This is a genomic window from Azonexus sp. (assembly GCF_030824335.1).
Classification (GTDB): domain Bacteria; phylum Pseudomonadota; class Gammaproteobacteria; order Burkholderiales; family Rhodocyclaceae; genus Azonexus.
The window spans coordinates 28,338-52,177 of the sequence record NZ_JAVBXX010000008.1 but is presented as its reverse complement, the minus strand read 5'-3'; the positions used below and the strand labels follow the sequence as shown (position 1 = coordinate 52,177).

At 59.9% G+C, this 23,840-nt stretch carries 23 protein-coding genes and 1 tRNA gene; 6 read left to right on the top strand and 18 right to left on the bottom strand.

What is annotated here, in order from left to right; genetic code table 11:
• Positions 1-30: 30 nt before the first annotated feature.
• Positions 31-1,191, top strand: a complete 1,161-nt coding sequence (locus RCI20_RS05710; RefSeq protein WP_306603604.1) for an EAL and HDOD domain-containing protein — start codon at positions 31-33, stop codon at positions 1,189-1,191.
• A gap of 9 nt (positions 1,192-1,200) precedes the next feature.
• Here RCI20_RS05710 and RCI20_RS05705 read toward each other — a convergent pair whose 3' ends face one another.
• The gene (locus RCI20_RS05705; RefSeq protein WP_306603603.1) at positions 1,201-1,842 is read right to left on the bottom strand and encodes an MBL fold metallo-hydrolase; all 642 of its coding nucleotides are present in this window, start codon (positions 1,840-1,842) and stop codon (positions 1,201-1,203) included.
• Positions 1,843-1,945: 103 nt separating this feature from the next.
• Between RCI20_RS05705 and RCI20_RS05700 the strand changes: the two genes are divergently transcribed.
• Positions 1,946-2,812, top strand: a complete 867-nt coding sequence (locus RCI20_RS05700; protein WP_306603602.1) for an HDOD domain-containing protein — start codon at positions 1,946-1,948, stop codon at positions 2,810-2,812.
• On the opposite strand, the gene RCI20_RS05695 is transcribed toward RCI20_RS05700, so the two are convergent.
• From RCI20_RS05695 to RCI20_RS05680, 4 genes are all read right to left on the bottom strand, one after another.
• Positions 2,800-2,949: a hypothetical protein gene (locus RCI20_RS05695; protein WP_306603601.1), complete on the bottom strand. Its 150-nt coding sequence runs from the start codon at positions 2,947-2,949 to the stop codon at positions 2,800-2,802. The genes RCI20_RS05700 and RCI20_RS05695 overlap by 13 nt on opposite strands.
• On the bottom strand, positions 2,946-4,154 hold the full coding sequence (locus RCI20_RS05690) for an MFS transporter (protein ID WP_306603600.1): 1,209 nt from the start codon (positions 4,152-4,154) through the stop codon (positions 2,946-2,948). The genes RCI20_RS05695 and RCI20_RS05690 overlap by 4 nt, the downstream gene beginning before the upstream one ends.
• Before the next feature lie 19 nt (positions 4,155-4,173).
• Complete coding sequence (locus RCI20_RS05685) at positions 4,174-6,123, bottom strand: ATP-binding cassette domain-containing protein (protein WP_306603599.1); 1,950 nt, start codon at positions 6,121-6,123, stop codon at positions 4,174-4,176.
• Positions 6,124-6,185: 62 nt separating this feature from the next.
• Positions 6,186-8,228, bottom strand: coding sequence for a methyl-accepting chemotaxis protein (locus tag RCI20_RS05680; RefSeq protein WP_306603598.1), 2,043 nt, complete (start codon positions 8,226-8,228; stop codon positions 6,186-6,188).
• 91 nt (positions 8,229-8,319) lie between these two features.
• On the opposite strand from RCI20_RS05680, the gene RCI20_RS05675 reads away from it, so the two are divergent.
• Positions 8,320-8,394 (top strand) — tRNA-Arg (locus RCI20_RS05675).
• A 560-nt stretch (positions 8,395-8,954) separates the two neighbouring features.
• On the opposite strand, the gene RCI20_RS05670 is transcribed toward RCI20_RS05675, so the two are convergent.
• Together RCI20_RS05670 and RCI20_RS05665 are read right to left on the bottom strand one after the other, a co-directional pair.
• Positions 8,955-10,190: an MFS transporter gene (locus RCI20_RS05670; RefSeq protein ID WP_306603597.1), complete on the bottom strand. Its 1,236-nt coding sequence runs from the start codon at positions 10,188-10,190 to the stop codon at positions 8,955-8,957.
• On the bottom strand, positions 10,168-11,142 hold the full coding sequence (locus RCI20_RS05665) for an alpha/beta fold hydrolase (protein WP_306603596.1): 975 nt from the start codon (positions 11,140-11,142) through the stop codon (positions 10,168-10,170). Before RCI20_RS05665 ends, RCI20_RS05670 begins: the two co-directional genes overlap by 23 nt.
• Before the next feature lie 118 nt (positions 11,143-11,260).
• Here RCI20_RS05665 and RCI20_RS05660 point away from each other — a divergent pair, with 118 nt between their 5' ends.
• Positions 11,261-12,163 (top strand): LysR substrate-binding domain-containing protein, encoded by a 903-nt coding sequence (locus RCI20_RS05660; protein ID WP_306603595.1) that lies wholly within the window; start codon positions 11,261-11,263, stop codon positions 12,161-12,163.
• A gap of 88 nt (positions 12,164-12,251) precedes the next feature.
• On the opposite strand, the gene RCI20_RS05655 is transcribed toward RCI20_RS05660, so the two are convergent.
• A complete protein-coding gene (locus tag RCI20_RS05655; protein WP_306603594.1) occupies positions 12,252-13,739 on the bottom strand; it encodes a PLP-dependent aminotransferase family protein in 1,488 nt (495 codons plus the stop codon).
• Between the two features lie 134 nt (positions 13,740-13,873).
• On the opposite strand from RCI20_RS05655, the gene RCI20_RS05650 reads away from it, so the two are divergent.
• A complete protein-coding gene (locus RCI20_RS05650) occupies positions 13,874-15,142 on the top strand; it encodes a benzoate/H(+) symporter BenE family transporter (RefSeq protein ID WP_306603593.1) in 1,269 nt (422 codons plus the stop codon).
• Here RCI20_RS05650 and RCI20_RS05645 read toward each other — a convergent pair.
• Complete coding sequence (locus RCI20_RS05645) at positions 15,102-15,542, bottom strand: hypothetical protein (RefSeq protein ID WP_306603592.1); 441 nt, start codon at positions 15,540-15,542, stop codon at positions 15,102-15,104. The two genes, RCI20_RS05650 and RCI20_RS05645, sit on opposite strands and share 41 nt — an antisense overlap.
• 6 nt (positions 15,543-15,548) lie before the next feature.
• On the opposite strand from RCI20_RS05645, the gene RCI20_RS05640 reads away from it, so the two are divergent.
• The gene (locus RCI20_RS05640) at positions 15,549-17,282 is read left to right on the top strand and encodes a sigma-54-dependent Fis family transcriptional regulator (protein WP_306603591.1); all 1,734 of its coding nucleotides are present in this window, start codon (positions 15,549-15,551) and stop codon (positions 17,280-17,282) included.
• Positions 17,283-17,320: 38 nt separating this feature from the next.
• Here RCI20_RS05640 and gstA read toward each other — a convergent pair whose 3' ends face one another.
• The 9 genes from gstA to dmpE form a co-directional block, all read right to left on the bottom strand.
• Complete coding sequence (gene gstA / locus RCI20_RS05635; RefSeq protein ID WP_306603590.1) at positions 17,321-17,926, bottom strand: glutathione transferase GstA; 606 nt, start codon at positions 17,924-17,926, stop codon at positions 17,321-17,323.
• Between the two features lie 122 nt (positions 17,927-18,048).
• The gene (locus tag RCI20_RS05630) at positions 18,049-18,750 is read right to left on the bottom strand and encodes an NAD(P)H-dependent oxidoreductase (RefSeq protein ID WP_306603589.1); all 702 of its coding nucleotides are present in this window, start codon (positions 18,748-18,750) and stop codon (positions 18,049-18,051) included.
• 14 nt (positions 18,751-18,764) lie between these two features.
• Positions 18,765-19,190, bottom strand: a complete 426-nt coding sequence (locus tag RCI20_RS05625) for a tautomerase family protein (RefSeq protein WP_306603588.1) — start codon at positions 19,188-19,190, stop codon at positions 18,765-18,767.
• A gap of 12 nt (positions 19,191-19,202) precedes the next feature.
• Positions 19,203-19,958, bottom strand: a complete 756-nt coding sequence (locus tag RCI20_RS05620; RefSeq protein ID WP_306603587.1) for an SDR family oxidoreductase — start codon at positions 19,956-19,958, stop codon at positions 19,203-19,205.
• Positions 19,959-20,016: 58 nt separating this feature from the next.
• Positions 20,017-21,072 (bottom strand): 4-hydroxy-2-oxovalerate aldolase, encoded by a 1,056-nt coding sequence (gene dmpG / locus RCI20_RS05615; RefSeq protein ID WP_306603586.1) that lies wholly within the window; start codon positions 21,070-21,072, stop codon positions 20,017-20,019.
• Positions 21,073-21,987 (bottom strand): acetaldehyde dehydrogenase (acetylating), encoded by a 915-nt coding sequence (locus RCI20_RS05610; RefSeq protein WP_306603585.1) that lies wholly within the window; start codon positions 21,985-21,987, stop codon positions 21,073-21,075.
• A gap of 27 nt (positions 21,988-22,014) precedes the next feature.
• The gene (locus RCI20_RS05605) at positions 22,015-22,218 is read right to left on the bottom strand and encodes a 2-hydroxymuconate tautomerase family protein (RefSeq protein WP_306603584.1); all 204 of its coding nucleotides are present in this window, start codon (positions 22,216-22,218) and stop codon (positions 22,015-22,017) included.
• 22 nt (positions 22,219-22,240) lie between these two features.
• A complete protein-coding gene (gene dmpH, locus RCI20_RS05600) occupies positions 22,241-23,044 on the bottom strand; it encodes a 2-oxo-3-hexenedioate decarboxylase (RefSeq protein WP_306603583.1) in 804 nt (267 codons plus the stop codon).
• Positions 23,041-23,838 carry a 2-oxopent-4-enoate hydratase gene (gene dmpE / locus RCI20_RS05595; protein ID WP_306603582.1) on the bottom strand — a complete coding sequence of 266 codons (798 nt, stop codon included), beginning with the start codon at positions 23,836-23,838 and terminating at the stop codon, positions 23,041-23,043. The genes dmpH and dmpE overlap by 4 nt, the downstream gene beginning before the upstream one ends.
• Between the last annotated feature and the right edge of the window lie 2 nt (positions 23,839-23,840).

The following is a 23,840-nucleotide window of genomic DNA, read 5'->3' as shown; positions in this document are numbered from 1 at the left end:
TCGACTACCATCCACCAAAAACCGAAAACAATGCCCCTCGGATATTCCTTCATCCACCCCCTGCTCACCCAGGACGATAGCTGTGCCGGTTATCTGGTTGAACATGCGGCCGGCGCGACGCTGGCCGGGACGACAACGGGCATTGTTCAACATCCCCAATTTCCGCGATTCGACAAACGCCACCCGTGGTTCGTCCCGGCAGACGGATTCGAAAATCCCGGCCCGGAACAGATCATTCCCTGCTTTGCCGGTGAACAACTCGGCATGGAGGCAATCAAGGCGCAGGAAACCGAATTGCGCAAGGCAAAACGCAAACTGGCTTTGCACGTTCCACCGAACAGCAAGCTACCCGCCCCCGGCGCTTGGGACTATGCCTTTGTTCCGCCGGCCCAGGCCCGCACCCTGCCCCCCTTTGCCCTGCATGGTCTGGCCTCGCGCACGACCATTATTGCCATCGGCGTACAAAATTACAGCGACCACACTTGGGCGCAAAGCAACGCCTATACACTTTACACGGGTGAATTCCTGCTGACGCATTCGGCACCGGGTAAAAAAGCGGACACTTCGCGCCAGAAAATGCTGGAACTGCTGGCCCTGATCGCCCAGGACGCCGACACCGAAGACCTGAACGAAATTTTTCGCCAGGAACCCAAACTGTCGTACAGCCTGCTGCGATTGGTCAATTCAGCCGCCATTGCACCACGCACACCGATTACCAGTTTCACCCAGGCCATCAACCTGCTCGGCCGGCGTCCGCTGGAGCGTTGGCTGCAACTTTTGATTTATGCCGATCCCGACGATGGGCAACACCCGAATCCGCTGCTTTACAAAGCAGCCGTTCGCGGCCGCCTGATGGAATTGCTGGCCCCAAAACTTGAGCCGCTGCCGGATTTGCCCAATCTGCCGGACAACGCCTTCATGATCGGCTGCTTTTCGCTGCTGGATATACTGCTGGGCATTTCGATGCCGGAAATCCTGCTGCAACTGCCGATTTCCGAAACGGCAATCGAAGCCCTGGCGCACCATGCCGGCTCAGCCGGCAAACTGCTGCAAGCCCTGGAAATCGCCGATAGCCGCAATCTCGCGACTGCCGACCGTTTACTGGAAGAGCTGGCGATCGACAAAGACGACTTTCTCAAGGCCCAGATCGATGCGCTGAGCTGGGCCAGTCGTATCCGTCAAGCCGCCTGAGTCAGCGCATCAACCGAATCGGGCACTGAGGAAGGGGTTGTAGCGACGCTCTTCGCCCAGCGTCGACATCGGCCCGTGCCCCGGCACGAAATCCACCGCATCGCCCAGCGCAAACAACTTGTTCTTGATCGAGGCAATCAGCGTCTCGTGATCGCCACGCGGAAAATCCGTACGTCCGATTGACCCCTGGAATAGCACGTCACCGACCTGAGCCAGTTGGCTAGGCGCGTGATAGAACACCACGTGACCCGGCGTATGGCCCGGGCAATGCAGCACATCGAGTTCAACTTCGCCAAAACAGACTTTATCGCCATCCTTCAACCAGCGATCCGGCGTAAAGCTCTCGACGTTGGGAAAACCGAACATCTTGCTCTGCTGCGGCATCCCGTCGATCCAGAAACGATCTTCTTCATGCGGCCCTTCGATCGGCACCGCCACTTTCGCCACCAGGGCAGCCACGCCGCCCGCGTGATCGATATGGCCGTGCGTCACCAGCACTTTGGCCAGGGTCAGATTCTCGTCGGCCAGCGCCTTGAGAATGCGATCGACATCGCCGCCCGGATCGATCACCGCCGCCTGGCGCGTGCTTTCGCACCAGAAAATGGTGCAATTTTGCTCAAAGGGAGTAACCGGAACGATCAGATAGCGCATGACAGAACTTGAATGATTCGCGAAGGCGCGATTATGTCATGTTCGACAGCTTGCCCGGCACAGCCGCCGCCCTTAAACTGCCCCAACGCTTTTTCGGAATGCCATGCAAATGATCGACCATCCGCTGCCGGACCGCGATGCCTGGGTGCTGCTGTTCAGCAACAGCAGTTTGCCGGTACTTCGCGCCACCAAGCGCCATCTGGCCGAAATGCGCGAAGACATCGACCGGGTCGATGCCCGCGAACTGGCGCGCGTCATCCTGCATGACCCGATCATGACCGTGCGGGTACTGGCCTATATCCAGCCTTATCACGGGCGCTCCTTGCCGCACGACATCACGACGATTGCCGGGGCCGTCATGATGTCGGGCATCCTGCCTTTTTTCCGCCGCTTCGAATCCTTGCCAACCATCGAGGATGCGCTGGCCGGCCATGATCCGCACGCCCTGCTCGGCGTACTGCACGTCATCCGCCGCGCCCAGCGGGCGGCCGAATACGCCCACGAGTGGTCGCTCTGGCGGCACGACATGAACCTGGAAGAAATCCGGATTGCCGCGCTCCTACACGATCTGGCGGAAATTCTGGTCTGGTGCTTCGCCCCGAAACTGGGGCTGGAAATTCTCGCCCGGCAACAAGCAGAACCGACCATGCGCAGCAGCGACGCCCAAATCCAGACGCTCGGCCTCAGTTTCCAGGACATTCAACTCGCCTTGTGCAAGGTCTGGCACCTGCCGCCCCTGCTCGCCCGCCTGATTGACGATCATCCGACCGACCTGGCCCGCGTCCGCAACGTCGCGCTGGCGGTCCGGCTGGCTCGTCACTCGGCCCACGGCTGGGACGACCCGGCGCTACCGGACGATTACCGCGATATCGCGGCGCTGCTCAACCTGAAACCGGAAATCATCCGCCAGCGCCTCGGGCAATCCGTAACGACCGGGACAACGACGGCACAGGAGGCTCAGCCGCAGTAACTGATGTTGGTCCAGTCAAGCAGCAATCCAGGGTGCTGATAAGCCAGAAAGATCAGCACCAGAACGACCACGGAAAGCGCAGAACCGAGGCCGGCGAGAAACCATTTCACCGCCGGATTTTTCAAGCCCGATTTCACGCCCTTGCTTCCTGGCGTACCAGCGGTCGTTCGTTGATCGGCCAGGAACACAGCGCAGCCAGCACCGACAGCACGATAGCAATCGTCCAGGCCAGGCCATAGGAACCCGTTTCATCGAAGATGCGCCCGCCCAGCCAGGCACCGAGAAAACTGCCCAACTGGTGGCCCAGGAACACCACGCCTGTCAGCATCGACATGTAACGCAAGCCGAAAATCTGCGCCACCAGACCGTTGGTCAGCGGCACCGTGCCCAGCCACAGAACGCCCATTGCCGCAGCAAACAGCCAGGCACTTGCGGTCGACAGCGGAATCAGCATGAAAACCAGGATGACCACAGCGCGCACCGCGTAAATCAGGACCAGCAGATTTTTCTTGCTGCCCTTGCCGCCAGCCCAGCCAAACAGGAAAGAGCCGAAAATATTGAACAATCCGATCAAGGCGACGGCCGTCATCCCGACATTGGCGCTCAAGCCGCCATCGACCAGGAACGAAGGCAGATGCAGCATGATGAAGGCAGTCTGGAAACCGCAGACGAAGTAGCCCCAAAAAAGGTAGTGAAAACTGCGTTGACCGCTGGCTTCACGCAAGGCTTCAGCTATCGACTGGCCGCTGTTGGCAGCCGGCTTGTGACCATCGGCCAACGCATACGCCAGCGGCGCAATCAGACCGACACCCGCCGCCAGCAGGACAAGCGCACTCTGCCAGCCATAAGCGGAAATCAGCGCCTGGCCGATAGGCAGCACGGCAAACTGGCCGAAAGAACCGCCGGCGCTGGCGATACCCAGCGCCAGACTGCGCTTTTCCGGCGTCGTATGGCGACCGATAACGCCCATGATGACGGCGAAGGTCGTTCCCGAGAGCCCCAGCCCGATCAGCACACCGGCCGACAGATCGAACGCCAATGGGGAAGCGGCCTGCGACATCAGGACCAGCCCGATAACGTACAACACCGCTGCGCCCAGCACCGTGCGCCCGGCACCATGCCGGTCGGCCAGTGCGCCGGCAAATGGCGATGCCAGGCCCCAGACCAGATTCTGCAAGGCGATGGCAAAGGAGAAAGTTTCCCGACTCCAGCCGTGATCCATCGTCATCGGCTGCAGGAACAGGCCCGCCGTATGGCGTACGCCCATCGACAGGGTCAGGATGATGCAGCCGGCGATCATGATGATCAGCGGGGTACGCCATTGATTTGAGCTTGAGTTCATCGGGCTTCGAGTCGACAAATCAACCGGGGTTCCCGGCACGGGCCTCGAGCGTTTCCCAACGTTCAAGGCAAGCCATCAACTCATCATCAATGGCGGCCAGGCGCTCGGAGGCTTTTTGTGCCGCCTGCGGATCGCGTTGATAAAGCGCCGGATCTTCGAGTTTCTGCGTCAAATCGGCCTGCTCGGCTTCCAGTCCGGCGATCTTTTCCGGCAAGGTTTCCAGCTCGCGCTGTTCCTTCCAGGAAAGCTTGTCGACCTTCGCTTTGGCTGCATCCACGGGCTTGCCGGCCGATTTGCTGCCCGGATTGGCCTCAGTCTTCGCCTCGGCCTTTACTTTCTCACTCGCCGCCTTGGCCAGGCTGGCCTTGTAATTGGCCCAGTCGCTGTAACCCCCGGCATATTCCTTCCAGACGCCGTCACCTTCGGCGGCAATCGTCTGGGTCACGACGTTGTCGAGGAAAGTCCGGTCATGGCTGACCAGGAACAAGGTGCCATCGTAGTCCTGCAGCAGTTGTTCGAGCAGTTCCAGCGTATCGATATCAAGGTCGTTGGTCGGTTCGTCGAGCACCAGCACATTGGCCGGCTTGGCGAACAGGCGGGCCAGCAACAAGCGGTTGCGCTCGCCGCCAGACAAGGAACTGACCGGCGAACGGGCACGTTCCGGCGCAAACAGGAAATCTTCCAGATAGCCAATGACGTGCTTGCGTGCACCGCCGATCTCGACCCAGTCCGAGCCGGGAGAAATCACGTCGGACAAGGTCGAATCCGGATTCAACTGGGTGCGGAACTGGTCGAAGTAGGCAATTTCCATCTTCGTTCCCTGACGAACCACACCGCTGTCCGGCTGAAGTTCGCCGAGAATCAGCCGCAGCAGCGTCGTCTTGCCGGCACCGTTCGGCCCGATCAGGCCAATCTTGTCGCCGCGCTGGATGCGCGTCGAGAAATCACGCACGATGGGCCGTTGACCGTAGGATTTGAACACTTTGTCGAGCTCGGCCACCAGTTTGCCGCTCTTGTCGCCGGCATCGAGTTGCAAATTGACCTTGCCCATGCGCTCACGGCGCGCCTGCCGTTCAGCGCGCAGCCGATCCAGGCGCTGAACGCGAAACACCGCCCGCGTGCGCCGCGCTTCGACGCCCTTGCGGATCCAGACTTCCTCTTCCTTGAGCAGCTTGTCGGCGCGTGCACTGGCCAGCGCCTCTTCGTGCAACATGGCTTCCTTGCGTTGCTGATACTGGCTGAAATTACCGGGAAAGCTGGCCAGCTTGCCGCGATCCAGTTCAACGATGCGCGTGCTGACGCGATCGAGAAACGAACGGTCGTGGGTGATGAACAGCAAGGTAACGCCGCTCTCGATGAGCAGCGTTTCCAGCCATTCGATGGCGGCAATGTCGAGGTGGTTGGTCGGCTCGTCGAGCAGCAACACCTCGGGCGCCACGGCCAGCGCCTGGGCCAGCGCCAGACGTTTTTTCTGGCCGCCGGACAGGCTGCCGACCGGCGCTTCGGGGTCCAGGCTGAAGCGGGCAATCACCCGCTCGGCCTGCGCTTCGTACGCCCAGGCGCCACGCGCCTCAAGCTCATGCTGCAAGGTGTCCATGCGCGCCAGCAGCGCATCGTGATCGCCGGTGCCTTCAGCCATCCGGTGCGACACATCGTGATACTCGGCGAGCAGGGTCGACGTCTCGCCCATGCCGGAAATCACCGCTTCAAAAACCGTCGCTTCCGGATCGAACGGTGGCTCCTGCGGCACATAGCCGACGCGAATGCCGGGCTGCACCCAGACTTCGCCATCGTCCAGCCGGCTCTTGCCGGTACCGGCCGCGATGGCGGCAAGCAGCGAGGATTTACCCGTCCCGTTGCGCCCGATCAGCGCAACGCGTTCGCCCGGATCGAGCAGGAAATCGGCGTGATCGAGAAGCGGCACGTGGCCGTAGGCAAGGCAGGCATCGGAGAGTTTGAGATAGGGCATCGTCGGCAATAAAAACGGCGCCCCGCAAGGCGCCGCGTTGGGAAGAACAGGATTCTATCCGCTCAGGTGGTAAAGCGCGAAAGCTGTGCCTGAAGTTCGGCCGAAAGACGCTGCAAATTGACCGCCCGTTCGCTGTTGCGTTGTGCTCGGCTGCTGGTGCCCTCGGCCGACTGGACAATGCTTTCGACCAATCGGGCGATTTCCTGGCTGGCCGCACTTTGCTCACGGGTACTGTCGGCAATGACGTGCACCACGGTCACCGTCTGCTGGGCGCGCTGATCAATCGTTTCCAGCGCCTGACCGGCCTCGCGGGCCAGTTCGACACTACCGCTCATATTGGCGCTGACGCTCTGCATGCGCGCCACGGCACGGGCTGTTTCTTCCAGAATGGCATTCACGGTCGAGGCGATTTCCTGCGTCGACATGGAAGTTCGCTCCGCCAGCTTGCGCACTTCATCGGCCACCACGGCAAATCCGCGCCCCTGCTCACCCGCCCGCGCCGCTTCGATGGCGGCATTGAGCGCCAGCAGATTGGTTTGTTCGGCAATCTCGCGAATCACGCCGACCACACTGGAAATCTGCTTCGAGCGGTCACCCAGCGACTCAATGAGCGTAGCGGATTCGCCAATATCGTTTGCCACCCGTTCCAGTTCGCTCATTGCCCGGCCCACCACAAGGCGACCCGTTTCGGTCACGGCCTTGGTGTCTTCCGAAATTCGCGCCGCGTGGTCTGCATTTTCTGCCACATGCGACACGCTGACCGACAACTCCTCGACCGATGCGGCAATGCCCGAGGCCGACTGTGCCGCCTGCTCCGAACCCTGCATGGCCAGACGGGCCGCTTCCTGCAATTCATTGGCCGCACCGCCAACCTGACCGGAAGTGCTGGCCACACCGCCCACCAGCTGACGCATTCCCTGCGCCATCTCGTTGAACGCATGGGCAATCACATGCACTTCGTTACGACTGCCCGGATCTGCCGCATGAACGGTTGCCCGCAAATCACCGGCACTGAGCCGCGACACTTCCTGCACCATGACACCCAAACCGCGCAGTCGGGCACTCACCAGAACAAAGACGATGATGCTCAACAACAGGGCAGCAACAACGCTGATCCCGATGAACAGGTTGCGCAAGGCATGACTTTCCTCCAGATACTCGTCCTGCCAGCTACCGGTCGCCACCGTCCACCCCCAGCCAGCCGAGGTCGCCGCAACAATCAGCTTTTCCCGTTCCTTGCCGTTTGCATCCGGCATCAGGTAACGGAACACCCCTTCCTTGCGCGCCAGCAGTTCGGTAACCGCCGTCCGCGCCGTCGCCGGCAACTCCACCTCGGCCAGTTGCTTTTCCTGGAACTTTGGATGCAGCACGAATTCGCCAACGCCCTTTTCATCGGTCGGCCGGATGATATAAACGTAACCCGTCTTGCCGGCAACCAGGCCACCGAACAAGCCGCGCATCCGCTTCAGTTCATCTTCCAGGGAAATACGTACCGAGTAGGCACCCCATGCCTTGCCGGAAGCGTCGCGCAGCAGGCGAACCGTGCTGAAATTGTATTTACCGGCGCGAATCGCCAGCCCCTGGTAATCCTTGCCCGCCAACAAGGAACGCGCCACCGGATCGGCATCCGGCAAAGGCACGCCGTGCATGGGCTTGCCTTCCTTCGAACGCAACAGCGTGTTCAGTCGATAGACCTTGTTGTCCTTGAACACCAGAAATGCCGTCTCTTCTCCGGTCAACGCCTTGAAAGCGGCCAAAATGCGTTCGTTACCATTGAGTATCTCGCTCCCCAGGCGGATCAGCGGCAAGTCCACCTCACCGGTACGCACCGACTCACTGCTGATCGATGGCTCAGCGCCAAGATACTTCAGGAAGAAATCCGACTGCCGGTTGCCTCGTTCGCGCACCGCCTCGTACAACGAATCCAGCATCCCCGCCATCAGCTTCGCTTCATGCGCCAGATTATGCTCGGCAACTGCCAACGCTGCGCCATCCGCTTTCTTCTGCACGATGAATGCCATCAATGTAAAAACCAGCAGCAACGCCAGCACGGTAGCCAAAATCAACTGCTGGGCAATCGGCCTTCTTTGAAATGATTGAAGCATGAATCCCCCTGTTTTAATTAGTACCGCGCAATCTATCACAAGCTCGCTCCCGCCCGGTACAATGCGCCCCTGCTGCTGAAAACAGCTCGCTGCCTCCATAGTTAAATGGATATAACACGCCCCTCCTAAGGGCGAATTGGTGGTTCGATTCCACCTGGGGGCGCCAGGAAACAGCTCGACAGTATCTGGCCCGTCGGCGGCACGATAGCCGACATCCGAGAACACCCCCGGAGATCAGGTAGCAAAGTTTTCCTTGCCGATCAGCGCCAACTACTGCAAAGGGCGATCCGTTGGTGGCAGTGCCCCACGCGTAATTCGAGGGATATCGGAGCGAATCAATCCGATATCCATAAGGTCTCGCGCCGTCATTCGACCAAGATCCTTGCTCAATTTGTCGTTTGAAGTCAGTTGCCGGGTTTTGACGCTCAACCATTTCAAGCAGGTTTCCCAGAGAGGGCTTGACCGCTTTTTCTGGGCGCAGGCACAAGCGGTTTCATCGCCCTCACGTTGTCCAGCGGAATGACTGCTGCGCGCACCACCGCTATTGTCCTTGGTCATCAGTAGTCCCTTTCCACCTTGTAAATACGATCCTGGATTCACGAAATCACCGTTACTGACAAAGCGTCATCAAGATCGCCCAACGCCATACGTTCATCGGGTTCAGGTAAGCGCAGAACGCCAACCCGACGCCAAGTGTCAGCAACAGAATCGAGATGACCTGAAGTTTCATGCCACGACTCCCGATAGCGCGGGTCGTTGAATCTCGGCGTCCCTGATTGGGTAATGCAGCGCCGCGGACAGGAAGCCGATGGCGATGCTCAGTTGCCACACCAGGTCATAGGACCGGGTGGTGTCGAACACATACCCGCCCAGCCAGACGCCGAGAAACGATCCCAACTGGTGGCCGAAGAAGACAAAGCCGAACAGTGTCGTGAGATATCGGATGCCGAAAATCTGCGCGAGGATGCCGTTGGTCAGCGGGACCGTGCCTAGCCAGATGAAGCCCATCACGGCACAAAACGCGTACAGGGTGAATTGACTGAGCGGCAGGAAATAGAACGCTGCAATGACCAGAGACCTCAGCACGTAGATCCAGAAAAGCACATATTTCCGGCGGAACCGGTTGCCCATCAGTCCGCACACGTAGGTGCCGGCGACATTGGCCAACGCGATGACTGCGAGGCCGATCACTGCCGCGGACTGGCTCATGCCCTTGTCGCGCAAATACGAAGGGAGGTGATTGGCGATGAAGGCCAGATGGAAGCCGCAGGCAAAGAAGCCAAGGATCAGCAGCCAGAACCCCTGATGGGAAAATGCCTCGACCAGTGCGCCACGCAGGCTTTGCTGGGGTCCGCTGGTTTGTGCCGGCGCGTCAGCAAGCGGTAACGCCAGTGGCAGAACCACCAGACAAGCGATCGCCAGAGCGATGAACGAACCATGCCAGGTAAAGGTGTCGATGAATATCTGCGAGACCGGCACCAGAAAAAACTGCCCCAATCCGCCAACGGCGCCCGCAAGTCCCAGTGCCCAGCCTCGGCGCTCCGGCGAGACCATACGACTCAAGGCGCCGTAAATGACGCCGAATGAAGTACACGCCAGGCCAATACCGACGAGCACGCCGGCGCTGAAGGTGAAGGCCAGCGGCGTCGAACCGTAGGCCATGCCGACCAGCCCGCAAGCATAACAGATCATCCCGGCCATGACGACCCGCCGTGAGCCGAAGCGGTCGGCGACCATGCCCACCAGCGGCTGCATGATGCCCCAGACCAGGTTCTGCAACGCGATGGCGAAACTGAAGGTTTCGCGGGTCCAGCCGTGGTCCATGATGATCGGCACCATGAAAATCCCGAAGGCGTGGCGTACCCCCAGGGACAAGCCCATCACGATGCCGCCGGCCAGAACGAAGGCCAACGGCTCCTGCCACCACAGCCTGCCTGACTCAGTGTTGATGTGCATCGTCATGCCCTTCGTTCGATTGAGTTGCGGTAGCTGGGTAGATGGCGTTATTCCCGGCTGGCACTTTGCCGTCGCGAAGCCAGCGCAATGCATCCATCCATAGCGTTTCTTCGAATTGGTCGTGGAAGTAGGCGAAATGACCGATGCTGGCAACGCCGACTGCTTCGGGGTGAATTTCCAGCCGTGTCCTGTGCGCCGAGGCGTAATAGCGCAGCAGCCGGTCGATGGCCTCCGGCGTACCGAATGGGTCATCGCTCAAGCCGATGGCCAATATTTCGCCGGTCATGGCGGGAAAGTGCCTGAGCGGATCGAGCCCATGGCGCTGGCGATGCCGATAGGACTTCTCCAGTCGGGCCCGGCGGAACGCCCATTCGTAGGCGGCGCCAGCCGGGAGGTCTTCGTGCCAGCCGAGCCGGCTGGCCGGAAAATAGCCAAGTACCGATGTCAGCAACGGCATCAGGAAATGCCAGCGCAGCCACATCGAGAATCGCTGGTCGGCCGCATAGTCCGGCCAATAGGCGTACTGGGCACCGACGGTGAGGCAGCGCCTGACATGATGCCCATGGCTGGCGAGGCCGATCATCAGTCCGCCAATGCTGTGCGCCACGACGTTGAGTGGCATGTCGGGGAAGGTGTCGACCGCCCATTTCAGGGCGGCATCGCAGTCATAGGCCCCCCACGCGAACTTGTCGGCGTCTCGGGTTGCGCGCGGGTGCATCAGTCTTGAGGCGCCAATGGAACGGTAGTCGTAGGTCAGCACGGCGTAGCCATGCCTGGCCAGGAAGCGGGCAAATCGATGGTAGTAGCTTGCCTTGACCGCGGTCGCCGGATTGATGACGACCATGCCGATTTGCCGGGCCGAAGTTGGCAGCCAGAGATGGCCAGCCAGGTCTTTCGCATCGCTGGTGCGGAGCGAGATCGGTACGCCTGCGGAAATATCATTGCTCGCGCGATCCACGGTTTTCTTATCCTCTAATGCATGTTTAATGAAAATGCCTGGACTGGATTAAAATCTCTAGACACTTGGCTCTCAAGCGATATTCCAGAATTCATCACATTCCAAAAAGGAATGAATCATGGTTGCCACCAAGCAGGCGCGTATTCCGTCTCTGGATCTGTTAAAGGGTTTCGTGGCAGTGGGGCGCCATCAAAGCATCACGATGGCGGCCAATGAGCTACACCTCACGCAATCGGCCGTTAGTCGCCAGATTCTTGCCCTCGAGGACGCACTCGAGTGCAAGCTATTTCTGCGCAGCCATCGGTCTCTCACCTTCACATCGGAAGGTGAGCGTTTGTTCCGGAAAGTCGCCCCATCGCTCCGGCGATTGCAGGAGGCATTTGAAACGCTCAGGCCGGCAGAGCGCCCCGTTACAGTCACGGCGAGTATTGGCGTGGCAACACTTTGGCTGCTGCCTCGCATCGGAAAGTTCCAGGAGCGCCACCCCGATATCGATCTGCACGTGCTGGCACTCAATCGGGTTACTGACCTGAAGCGGGAAGGCATCGATCTGGGCATTCGCTACTGCTTGCCCGAAGATGCGCCACCTGGCTCAACCCTCCTCTTCGAAGAGTCCATCCGCGTCGTGGCAAATCCTGCGCTCAAGCTTGAACGAATCGAGTCAGCAGCTGATTTCCAGAACCAGGTATTGCTGGAATATGAAGATCCTCAACGCCCCTGGCTTCACTGGAAATCATGGCTGAATGAGCGAGGCTGGCTGGACGCCCGCCCACGCAGCGTGGTGCGTTTCAATCAGTACGATCAGGTTATTCTGGCGGCGATGAGCGGTCAGGGCTTCGCATTGGGGAGAGTCCCGCTGATCAGCGATCAGATCGAAAAAAAACTGCTGAGATATGTCGAAACACCGGCATCGACCCGCCAAAGTCGATACGGCTGCTGGCTGATTCAAGGTGAAGCGACGCCTCGCTCAGTTGTTCAAGTCGCAGCCAACTGGGTAAAGGAAGAAGCGTTTAGAAAATGAGTCAAGCACTTACGCCGTGCGACCGCTTCCCGGCATCTTGATCAACATGTGCTTCTGCCAACTTCGGCCACAGGCCTGAGTCACGACATTAGCTTCCTGTTTCGATCATGTGGCACAGCGTCCGAATCGTTTCCGCCATGGATTCAGGGCGAGTATTGCCGAATCCCATCAACAGCCCCTGTCGTTTCGCCATGGAGGAATCGACAAAATATCCGGACAAGGGCATGACGCCAATCTGCCGCGCCCTCGCTGCTGCTGCAAGTACCTGATCGTTGCAACAAGCAGGCAATTCGGACACCAGATGCAGCCCGGTCGAAGCGGTCGGCGCACTCAACCATCCACCGCCCGCTGCATGAATTGCTGACAGCAAGGCAGCACGCCGTTCGGTGTAAAGCCCCCTGGAACGCCGGATATGCGCCCCCAGATAACCATTGCCGATGAAATCGGCGGCCGTGGCCTGAAGCGGCATCGGAACACGGTGATCGGTTCCGTTGCGCACGGCGCATAGCGCATCGATCAAGTCATCCGGGGCAACCAGGAAGCCCAATCGCAGACCGGGCGCCAGCAACTTGCTGAGCGTACCGATGTAAATCACGCGCCGGTTATCGCCATCAAGCGCCTTGAGCGCAGGTGTCGGCGCGCATTCATAGCGAAACTCGCTATCGTAATCGTCTTCAAGGATGAATGCATTGGCAGCATTGGCCCATTGCAGCAACGCAAGCCGCCGCGCCAAGCTCATGGTGACACCCAGCGGGTATTGATGCGATGGAGATACCATGACCAACCTCGCGTCGGGAGCGCGACTCCGGCCATCGTCCACATCCAGCCCTTCGGCATCGACATCGACCCCTATCGCATCCACCCCGGCAAGCACGAGGCTGCGATAAGCGGCATCGTATCCGGGATTTTCGACCCAGACGCGATCCCCGATATCGGTCAGTGCCAGCGTTGCAATCGATATTGCCGCTTGCGCACCGGGCGCAATGACAATCTGGCGCGCATGGCAGACGACGCCTCGGGCAGCCCCCAGATACTCTGCCAAGGCCTCACGCAAGGGCAGAAAGCCTTGCGGATCACCGTAAGAAAGATCGGGCGTCGGTCGACGCCGCCAGAAACGACCTTCGAGACGCCCCCATAAGGCATAAGGAAATGCATCCAGCGCCGGCAACCCGGGCGTAAGCGGCCATGCCGCACGCGCCATCGACATTGAATCCACCCCCGCCAGGCGGCGAGCCCGTACCGATACCGATGCTTGTTGCCGCTCCCGCTGCACAGTCGCAGTTGCAAGCTGCTTTTGCTCGCCCATCCGTGACGCCACATAAGTACCCGCTCCCCGACGCGCCGCCAGAAAACCCTCGGCGACAAGTTGCTCGTATGCGCTGGAGACGGTAATCCTGGACAGCCCAAGCTCCTGGGCCAATACGCGCGAGGCCGGCAAACGGATCCCCTGCTGCAAGGTGCCGTCGGCAACCCCTTTGCGAAAGAAACGCACGAGTTGCTCACGCAGCGATAAAGGGTCATCGGGCGAGCGATGAAAGCGATTCCAGATGGGATAAGCAGTGGCGCGTGTCTTCATATGGCCCCTTCGCGGGATTTCGTTGCAGCCACAAAAAGTGGTCTTAATAATTAACTTAAGTGGATATTTTTATAAGACCATTTTGCAGGCATTCTGCCCCCCATGCAATCCAATCCCACTCAAGGACACGGCACATGAATACCGCCTCCCTCCGGCCTGCGGACCTGACACATCCGATCATCGCGGCATTCGTCTCGGTTATCGTCAATTATGGCGGCACCTTCATCCTGGTGTTTCAAGGGGCAAAGGCAGCGGGACTCAGTCCCGAGCAGACAGCCTCATGGATATGGTCGATCTCGATCGGCGTCGGCTTGACGGGCGCCTGGTTGAGTTTGCGCTACCGAGAACCGATCATCACCGCCTGGTCCACGCCGGGCGCGGCCTTCCTCATCGCCGTACTGCCAAATACCCCCTATGCGGAAATGGTCGGCGCCTACATCTTGTCGGCCATCGGGTTTATCGCACTGGGGGTATCTGGCTATTTCGAGCGAGTCGTGAAAATGATCCCACCGGGCATCGCTGCCGGGCTGCTTGCCGGCATTCTGCTGCGCTTCGGTATCGGCGCTTTTGGTGGTGCGAGCATGGACCCCTTGCTTGTCGGCACCTTGATTCTCACCTATGCCTTGCTGCGCCGGTTCACCGCACGCTATGCAATTGTCGGCGTACTGATCATCGGCATTGCGCTGCTGCTCGGGATGGGGCAGGTCAACTTCGAAACCGTAGCATTGAAATTGGCCATGCCGGTATTCACGCACCCCATCTTTTCGATAAACGCACTGCTCAGCGTCGCGCTTCCCTTGTTCGTCATCACGCTGACCGGTCAGTACATGCCAGGCATGCTGGTGCTACGCGGCGATGGTTTCAAGACCAGCGCGAATCCAATCCTCACCGTGACAGGCTTCGGCTCGCTGTTGATGGCGCCATTCGGTTCGCATGCATTCAACATCGCGGCAATCACGGCGGCCATCTGCACCGGCAAGGAATCGCACGAAAACGCAGGAAAGCGCTATATCGCCGGTCTTGCCTGCGGCGTGTTCTACATCCTCGTCGGCGTCTTCGGCACGACGCTGGCCAGCTTGTTCGTGGTACTTCCACCGACCTTCATCACTACGCTCGCCGGCCTCGCCCTACTCGGTGCGATTGGCGGCAGTCTCGCCACCGCACTGGTCGATCTGCGCGGACGCGAAACGGCACTGATCACATTCCTCGCCACAGCGGCCAATATCACGCTGTTCGGGCTCGGCGGTGCATTCTGGGGGCTGATCGCAGGACTCGCAGTGCACGGACTGATCCATGGCAAGCTTCGGCCGGACGACAGCGGCACTATCGCAGAGAAGACGCTCGGACGTGTCGGAATCACGCTCAACAAGAATGCCATTCCCAACGCCTCAGAAAACCGATGATTACTTCAGACATCCACATCGGCACGCCATCCGGGCGCAATCGTGGATTTGGCACTGCTGAATTGCGCAGCCCAGCTTCGATGCTTATCCAAGTGACAAACAAAAAAACGGGGAGAGGATTGCCCTCTCCCCCGAAGATCGTTGATGAACAAAGCGCACCAACGCAGAGGTAGATCACGAACCACCACAGCCTGGCGATGGAGAAGGGGTCGGCCAGGCAAGGTGAATGATGCGTGGCCTGGAAAATAAGGTCCAATATAATTCGGAGCGCCAAACCATACCCATAAGGTATCGAATCAGCCACCGATACGTAGGCCGGGATCGCGCGATAATCCCCTGAAAGCGCCTGGATTGCAACAATGCGAATCGGGCTTCGCGCCACTGTCGGTAAGGATTTCACTGCCCCATGTCGAGCAAAACCATTCGTCTGCAATTACCCAATGACCGGCTGAAACACCGGTTTCCCGACATTGACGACATCACCGAGCGTCTGCTCTTTTCGCCGGGCGATGGGGAAATCTGGCTGGATCAGCAACGTATGCTGTTGCTGCACAGCGCTGCCATTGCGTCGTTGCGCCGGGAGTTGATCGAAACGCTGGGCAGTGACAAGGCGCGCGGCCTGCTCTCCCGCATGGGCTACCAGTCCGGCGCCCGCGATGCCGACATGGTGCGGCGCGAACACCGCAACCGGAGCGACTTCGATGCGTTTGCCGTCGGACCGCAACTGCACGCGCTGGAAGGATTCATGTCGATTGAAACCGTGGTCCAGGATGTTGATACCAAAACCGGTCATTTTTACGGTGAATACATCTGGCACAACTCGGCAGAGGCTGAGGAACACTTGCGCGCGCACGGACGCAGTGCTGCGCCGGTTTGCTGGATGCAGCAAGGCTATGCGAACGGTTACCTGAGCAGTTTTCTCGGCCGCCAGATGCTGGTCCGGGAAATCGAATGCAAGGCCATGGGACACGCGACCTGCCGCATTATCGGCAAAGCGGTTGAGCAATGGGATGCACCGGAAAATGACCTGCGTTATCTGCAGGCGCAGGAATTCGTGCAAAGCCCGAATAACCGTCAGTTCTATTTTCAGCGCCAGGAACCGAGCGCCAACGAAATCCCGGCAAAAAGCAATCTCGTCGGCATTTCCTCCGGCTTCAATACGGTCTGCCACATGATCCAGCGGGTCGCGCCGACGCGGGCCACGGTGCTTTTTCTCGGCGAAAGCGGCGTGGGCAAGGAGCAGTTTGCCCGCACCCTGCACAACATCAGCGACCGCTCGGCACAGCCCTTTGTAGCGATCAATTGCGCGGCGATTCCCGAACAACTGATCGAGTCCGAACTGTTCGGCGTCGAAAAAGGCGGCTACAGCGGCGCAGCACAATCCCGTCCGGGACGTTTCGAACGAGCCGATGGCGGCACCCTGTTCCTCGACGAAATCGGCACCTTGAGCCTGGTGGCTCAGGGCAAGCTGTTGCGGGCGCTGCAGGAAGGCGAGATCGAACGGATTGGCGACACCCGGGTAAGAACGGTGGATGTGCGGATCGTCGCGGCCACCAACGAAGACCTGCGCAAACTGGTCGAGGCTGGCCAATTCCGCGACGACCTGTTCTATCGGCTGAACGTTTTCCCGGTGCAGATTCCGCCCTTGCGCGAACGCAAGGAAGACATCCTGTTGCTCGTTGAACACTTCATGAACCGCTTCTGCGCCCTGCATAAACGGCAGGTCACGGGCTTTACCGAGGGGGCAATCGAGGCGCTGATGCGTTACGCCTGGCCTGGCAACATCCGCGAACTGGAAAACCTGATCGAGCGCGGTGTCATCCTCGCGCCGGACGAAGGGGCCATCGATATCGACCACCTGTTTACCAGTGGCGAAAAACTGGCACTCAACCCGACCGCTGAAAGCAAGGCGCCAGACTGGTCGGACAGCACCGACAGCAAGCCGCAACTCGCGGAAGCCCTGCATGAGGCGCTCGCCGACAGCCGGATTTCACTCGATCAACTGGAGGAAATTGCCGTCACCCAGGCCTTGCAACTGGCCGCCGGCAATGTCTCCGGCGCCGCCAAAATTCTCGGCACGACACGCGCCCGGGTTGCCTACCGCTTGTCGGGCAAGAAGGTGCCGCACCCGGCGGAGTAAGACCGAACGGGCGCGGCCGAGCCGCTATGGCTAACGGCTCAGAGCAGGCCTTCGCTGCGCAGGGCTTCTTGCACCGCCGGCCGGGTTGCAATGCGATGATGGTAATCGACCAGAGCCGGCCATTCGGCCAGACTCATTTTCAGGAAGAAGGTCCAGTTGATCACGGTGAACAAGTAGGCGTCGGCGACGCTGAATTCGCTGCCGGTCAGGTAATCACGGCCGTTCAGAATGTCATCGAGGTAGGCGAAGCGTCGTTCGATATTGCTGCTGGCGGCCGCCTTCCAGTCAGCCGATGCGGTCGGCTTAAACAAGGGGGTGAAGTTCTTGTGCAGTTCGGTGCCGATGAAGGTCAGCCACTCCTGCACCCGGACCCGGGCCAGCGTACCGGCGGGTGGCAAGAGGCCGGCTTCGGGCTTCAGGTCGGCCAGGTACTGGACGATGGCCGGGCCTTCGGTAATCAGTTCGCCGTCGTCAAGCAACAGCGCCGGGATGTAGCCTTTCGGATTGATCGTCGTGAAATCACGACCGTCTTCGGTCTGCTGGGTGGCCAGGTTCACCTTGACCAGTTCGTGCGGCAAAGCGAGTTCACACAACACGATGTGCGGCGAGAGCGAGCAGGCGCCCGGGGTGTAGAACAGTTTCATTTTGTCTCCTTTTTTGCGGTCAACGCCGGAACCAGCGGTTTTTCCATGGTCACGGGGCTAGCCGTTGCTTCTATGGTCCCAGGGCCAGCAGTTGGCTCTATGGTCGTAAAAACAGTAGGTTTTCAGGTTTTGGGATACAGGCGGTCATCAAAATCGTCGAGTGACGGGAAGCTGAGCGGGGTGAGATCGTCCAGACGATTCAGGCGCCCCGCGTATTCGACCAGAATCTGCTGCCGAGATTCCTGTGTCACGTAAGGAACATGGTAAGCCGCGAAAGGTGGCAGCACCGTAAACCCGGCATAAGCCAGCGAACCGCGCAGGATGGGGCGCAACATGGTTTCCAGTTCGCCATGAATGGCCTGCGGGCCGAACATGTGTTCACGACCACCGAGGGTAAAACTCAGCATCGCCTGCTTGCCGCGCATGCCGCCCTGGTCGTAGAAGCGTTTGCCGCCGTAGAAACGTCCGGAAACGAAAACCCGGTCGATCCACCCTTTCATGATGGCCGGCACGGAAAACCAGAAAATCGGGAAGTTCAGGATCAACAAGTCACACCAGTCGACCTTGGCCACTTCCTCACGGATATCGGCAGCGATTGTCCCGCTCTCGAACCCTTTGCGCTGTTCCAGCGCATAAACGCAGTAATCAGGATCGCTGCGCTCGGCAAAATCAGCGGCTGAAGCGACCGGGTTGAACTGCATCGCGTACAGATCGGACACCCGGACTTCATGCCCGGCGGCGCTCAAAGTCGCGACCGCCTGGTCCTTCAGGGCCGTCGTGAAGGACTGCGGTTCGTAATGTGCATGGACGATCAGGACTTTCATGTTTACTCCAGGATTCACAAATTGCCGGCAGCCAGGCGTCGGGCTTCGATTTCAGCCTGCCGCAGCGAACTGGCTGGCTGACCACCGATACTCCAGTCTGCCGGCGCAACCGGGACAATACCACCCCGCACCAATTCCCTTGGCGCATCCAGCAACTCGACGATCAGGTCGGTAAATGCTGCCAGCAACTTCTGGCGATCTTCCAGCGAACGCCCTTCCAGGACGATGAAGGAAAAATACGGCGCATTCACCCCAGCGTCGCGGACCAGCTGGCCACCGACACACATCAGATGCGGCTCATGCTCGGTCACGAACACCCGGACCCGATCCTGCGGACAACGCAACCCGGCGGCAAACGCCTCGCTGCAACGCAGCAGCAAGTTCTCGACCCGATCGGCAGCATGTTGCCCGCGTACCAGGTGAATATTCAGAATCGGCATGGATTTTTCCTTTCAGGGCAGGCCGCGCCGACGCCCGGCGTCGAGCATCAGTGTCGAACCGGTCATCGCCGAGGCTTCCGGTGCCAGCAATATCTCCAGCGCCCAGGCCACCTGGCCGGGTTCGGTGAAAGCGTGGATCGACGATTCGTCCAGCATTCCAGCCAACACCACGTCGACCGTCGTGTTTTGCAGCCGCGCGCGGTCGGCGGCGACCCGGTGCAGGCGTTCGGTATCGGCCGGACCGGGCGCCACCAGATGCGCCGTAATGCCCCGCTCACCATAAGCCAGGCTCAACTGGCGCACCACATTGACCAGCGCGGCATTGGCCACGCCGGCCGCTGCGGCATAAGCCGTTGGCTCGAAACCATAATGACCGCCGATGGCAACCAGTCGCGAATTGGGGCGCAAATGGCCGTCGACCGCACGCACCAGACGCAACAAACCGCCGACCTTGATATTCACCGCATCGACCAACGCTGCCGTCGAAATATTCAGCACGCCGCCCCCGACGCTGACGCCGGGACCATGCACCACCATGCGCACCGGTCCGGGCAAGGCAGCGCGGATCGCAGCAATCGAAGCATCGTGGGCAATATCGGCGGCGCAGGCAATCAGGCCAGGGTGCTTGGCGGCCAGAGCTTCCAGCGTCGCCGCACTGCGCGCCACAGCGATGACACCGAGGCCACGCGCCAGAAAACGCTCGACCATCACCGTGCCAAAAGCGCCGGTGGCACCAACGACAACAACATACTCCGTGACTTGCGCCATTTTTGTGCTTTCAGACAGGTTGACCGTGAAATTCCATGAATTCCACGGTCAACGCGGTTTAAATCTCGATTTCCTTCAACAAGCCGCGTTCCTTGGCCATGGTCATCGCCGTATCGACAATCATGTCTTCCTGACCGCCGATCATCTTCTTGCGCCCCAGCTCCACCAGGATGTCGCGTGCCGGAATGCCGAAGCGCTCGCCGGCCCGCTTGGCGTGCAGCAGGAAGGTCGAATAGACGCCGGCAAAGCCCAACGTCAGCGATGCGCGGTCGACGCGCACCATGTGCTCCATCATCGGTACGATCATGTCTTCGGCCATGTCCATCAACTGGAACAGGTCGCAACCGGTGACGATGCCCATGCGTTCGCAGACTGCGACGAACACTTCGGTCGGCGTGTTGCCGGCACCGGCGCCCAGACCGGCCACCGACGTGTCGATGCGCGTTGCCCCGGCTTCGATGGCAGCAATGGAGTTGGCGATGCCCATGCCCATGTTGTGATGGCCGTGGAAACCGATTTCAGTTTCCGGATTGAGCACGGCGCGCAGCGCAGCAACCCGATCCTTGACGTCACCCGGCAGCATGTAACCGGCAGAATCGGTGATGTACACCGTGTTCGCACCATACGACTCCATCAGCTTGCCCTGCTTGGCCAGACCTTCGGCGGTATTCAGGTGCGCCATCATCAGGAAACCATTGGTATCCATGCCCAGCTTGCGGCAGAAGGCGATGTGCTGCGGCGAGGTATCGGCTTCGGTACAGTGCGTTGCCACATGCACGGCGCGCGCCCCGGCATCGTAGGCCGACTGCAATTCCTTCATCGTGCCCAGACCGGGAATCAGCAGCACCGAGACCTTGGCCTGCTTCATCTTGCCGGCTACGGCAGCGATATATTCCTCGTTACTGTGCGGCGCAAAACCATGCTGCAGCGAATTGCCACCGAGGCCCGCGCCATGCGTGACCTGGATGTACGGCACGCCGGCCGCGTCGAGCGCACTGGCGATCTGCACCATCTGCTCGACCGAAATCTGCTCGCGCTTGGCATGCATGCCGTCGCGCAAACTCATGTCGTGAATGACGACCTGGCGGCCCTTGAGATTATTTTCTGTGCTCATTTATGCCACCTCCAGCGACTTGAGCTGGATGCTTCCAGCCAGGATTTCTTCGGCGAACATTTCGGCCGTGCGCGTTGCCGCCGCCGTCATGATGTCCAGGTTGCCGGCGTATTTCGGCAAGTAATCGCCCAGACCGGCGACTTCCATGAAAACGGTGACGCGCTTGCCATCAAACAGCGGGCCGTTGACCAGGCGGTAACCCGGCACGTATTTCTGCACTTCCTTGATCATGGCCAGCACCGACGCGGTGATCCTTTCCTGATCCGGCTCATCGTCGGTCAGGCAGGAAATGGTGTTGCGCATCATCATCGGCGGATCGGCCGGATTGATGATGGCCAGCGCCTTGCCCTTGCGTGCGCCGCCAACCTTTTCGATGGCGCTCGACGTGGTGTAGGTGAATTCATCCAGATTGGCCCGGGTGCCCGGACCAATCGATTTCGACGCCAGACTGGCGACGATTTCGCCATAGCCGACCGGCTGCACGCTGGACACGGCATAGACGATGGGAATCGTCGCCTGACCGGCGCAGGAGATCATGTTCACGTTCATCTCGACCTTTTCGGCATGCGCCTTGAGGTTGACCGGCGGAACGCACAAGGGGCCGATTGCGGCCGGCGTCAGGTCGATCATCATGACGCCGAGTTCGTTCAGCTTGCGCGAATTTTCGGCATGCACATAGGCTGAAGTCGCATCGAAGGCGATCTGGATGCCATCGGCCAGCACATGCGGCAGCAGGCCGTCGACGCCGTCGGCGGTGGTTTTCAGGCCCATGTCACGGGCGCGCGCCAGACCTTCCGATTCCGGGTCGATACCGACCATCCAGACCGGCTCAAGCAGCGGACTGCGTTGCAATTTGTAGATCAGATCGGTGCCGATGTTGCCGGAGCCGATCAGCGCACATTTGATTTTTTTCATCTTGTCCTCGATTTCCTGGTGTCGGCTTCAATCAACGTGGGCCGCATTACGCTGGCCCACGGTCTGACCACCGACAGAAAAATGTTCAACCGAATGTTCGGTAATCAGGATGCGTACCTGCTCCGGCTGGACTTCCAGCGCTTCCACCAGCGCAGCGGTCATGGCGGCAACGGCCTTGCGTTTTTTTTCCACACTGCGGCCCTCCAGCAGATGCATTTCGATAATTGGCATGGTCGGCTTTCCGTGATGTTTGTTATTCGACAAAGCGCATCGATACGCTGCCCAGTTCCTGGAAGCGCGCCACGATGCTGTCGCCGGGCTTGACCGCCACGGCTTCGGTGATGCCGCCGCTCATGACGAAACTGCCGGCCGGCAATTCCTCGCCCAGTTCGCCGAGAATATTGACCAGCATCGCCACCGCATCGGCCGGATGCCCGAGCACGGCCGCAGAAGCGCCCATCGTGACGATCTCGCCATTCTTTTCCATGACCACACCCAGCGTGCGCAGGTCGATATCGGCTGGATAACGGGCGCGACCGCCGCCGACGTAGCGGGCAGAAGAACCGTTATCGGCCACCACGCTTTCCAGGTCGAACTTGAAGCCGGAGAAGCGCGAGTCGATGATTTCGACCGCCGGCAGCACGTAATCCGTCGCATCCAGCACCGCCTGACGCGTGCAGTTCGGGCCTTTCAGCGTCTTCTTCATGACGAAGGCCACTTCGCACTCGACCCGCGGATGGACCAGATCGGAAACCGTAATCGCCGAGTTTTCTGGACGCGCCATGCGGTCGGTCAAAAAACCGATGGACGGCACGTTGACCCCCATCTGCAACATCTTGGCCTTCGAGGTCAGGCCAGCCTTCCAGCCGGTCTGCTTGTGGCCGGCGGCGAGGAAACGCTGGCGTAACTCCAGTTGCACCGCGTAACCGTCGCCGATGGTCATGTTCGGGTATTCGTTGGTCAGTTTGGGGATCGCATAAGCGCGGGTTTGTGCGCCTTCGACGCGTTCGCACAGGCGAACGACGTCCTCCCGCGACAGGGTGACATTCATGCTCATGCCGCACTCCTTCCGAAAAACTTGACGCGGCAGCTACCCAGCCCACCGACCGTACATACCAGTTCGTCGCCATCGACCACCGGCACCAGCGCCGATTGCGAGCCGGACAGAATGACTTCGCCGGCCTTGAACGGAATGCCCAGTTCACCCAGCGTATTGGCCAGCCAGGCCACGGCATTGGCCGGCGAGCCCTGCACTGCCGCGCCAACGCCGGTCGAGAACAGTTCGCCGTTCTTTTCCAGCACCATGCCGGCCAGCGTGATGTCGAGTTTGCGCGGATCACCCTTGGTCTTGCCCAGCACGTAGACGCCGCACGAGGCGTTGTCGGCCACGGTGTCCTGAATCTTGATCTGCCAGTCGGTGATGCGCGAATCGACGATCTCGAAACAGGGCAACACGTAGTCGGTGGCGCGGATGACGTCCATCGCCGTGATGCCCGGCCCTTTCAGGTCTTCCTTCAACACGAAGGCCAGTTCGGCTTCGGCTTTCGGCTGGATCAGCGTACCAAGGTCGATGGTGTCGCCTTCCTGGTAGACCATGCCGGACAGCAACATGCCGAAATCGGGCTGATAGACGCCGAGAAAATCCTGCACCGGCTTGCTGGTCGCCCCGATTTTCTTGCCGATGATCTGTTCACCGGCCGCCACCCGGCGGGCAACGAACTGTTCCTGAATCTTGTAGGCGTCTTCGATGCTGATCTCCGGCTCGCGCTCGAGCAGCGGACGAACCGGCTTGCACGCCAGCCAGGCGGCGTAAAGCTCGTCCCCGTATTGCTTGATTTTTTGTTGGTCCATTT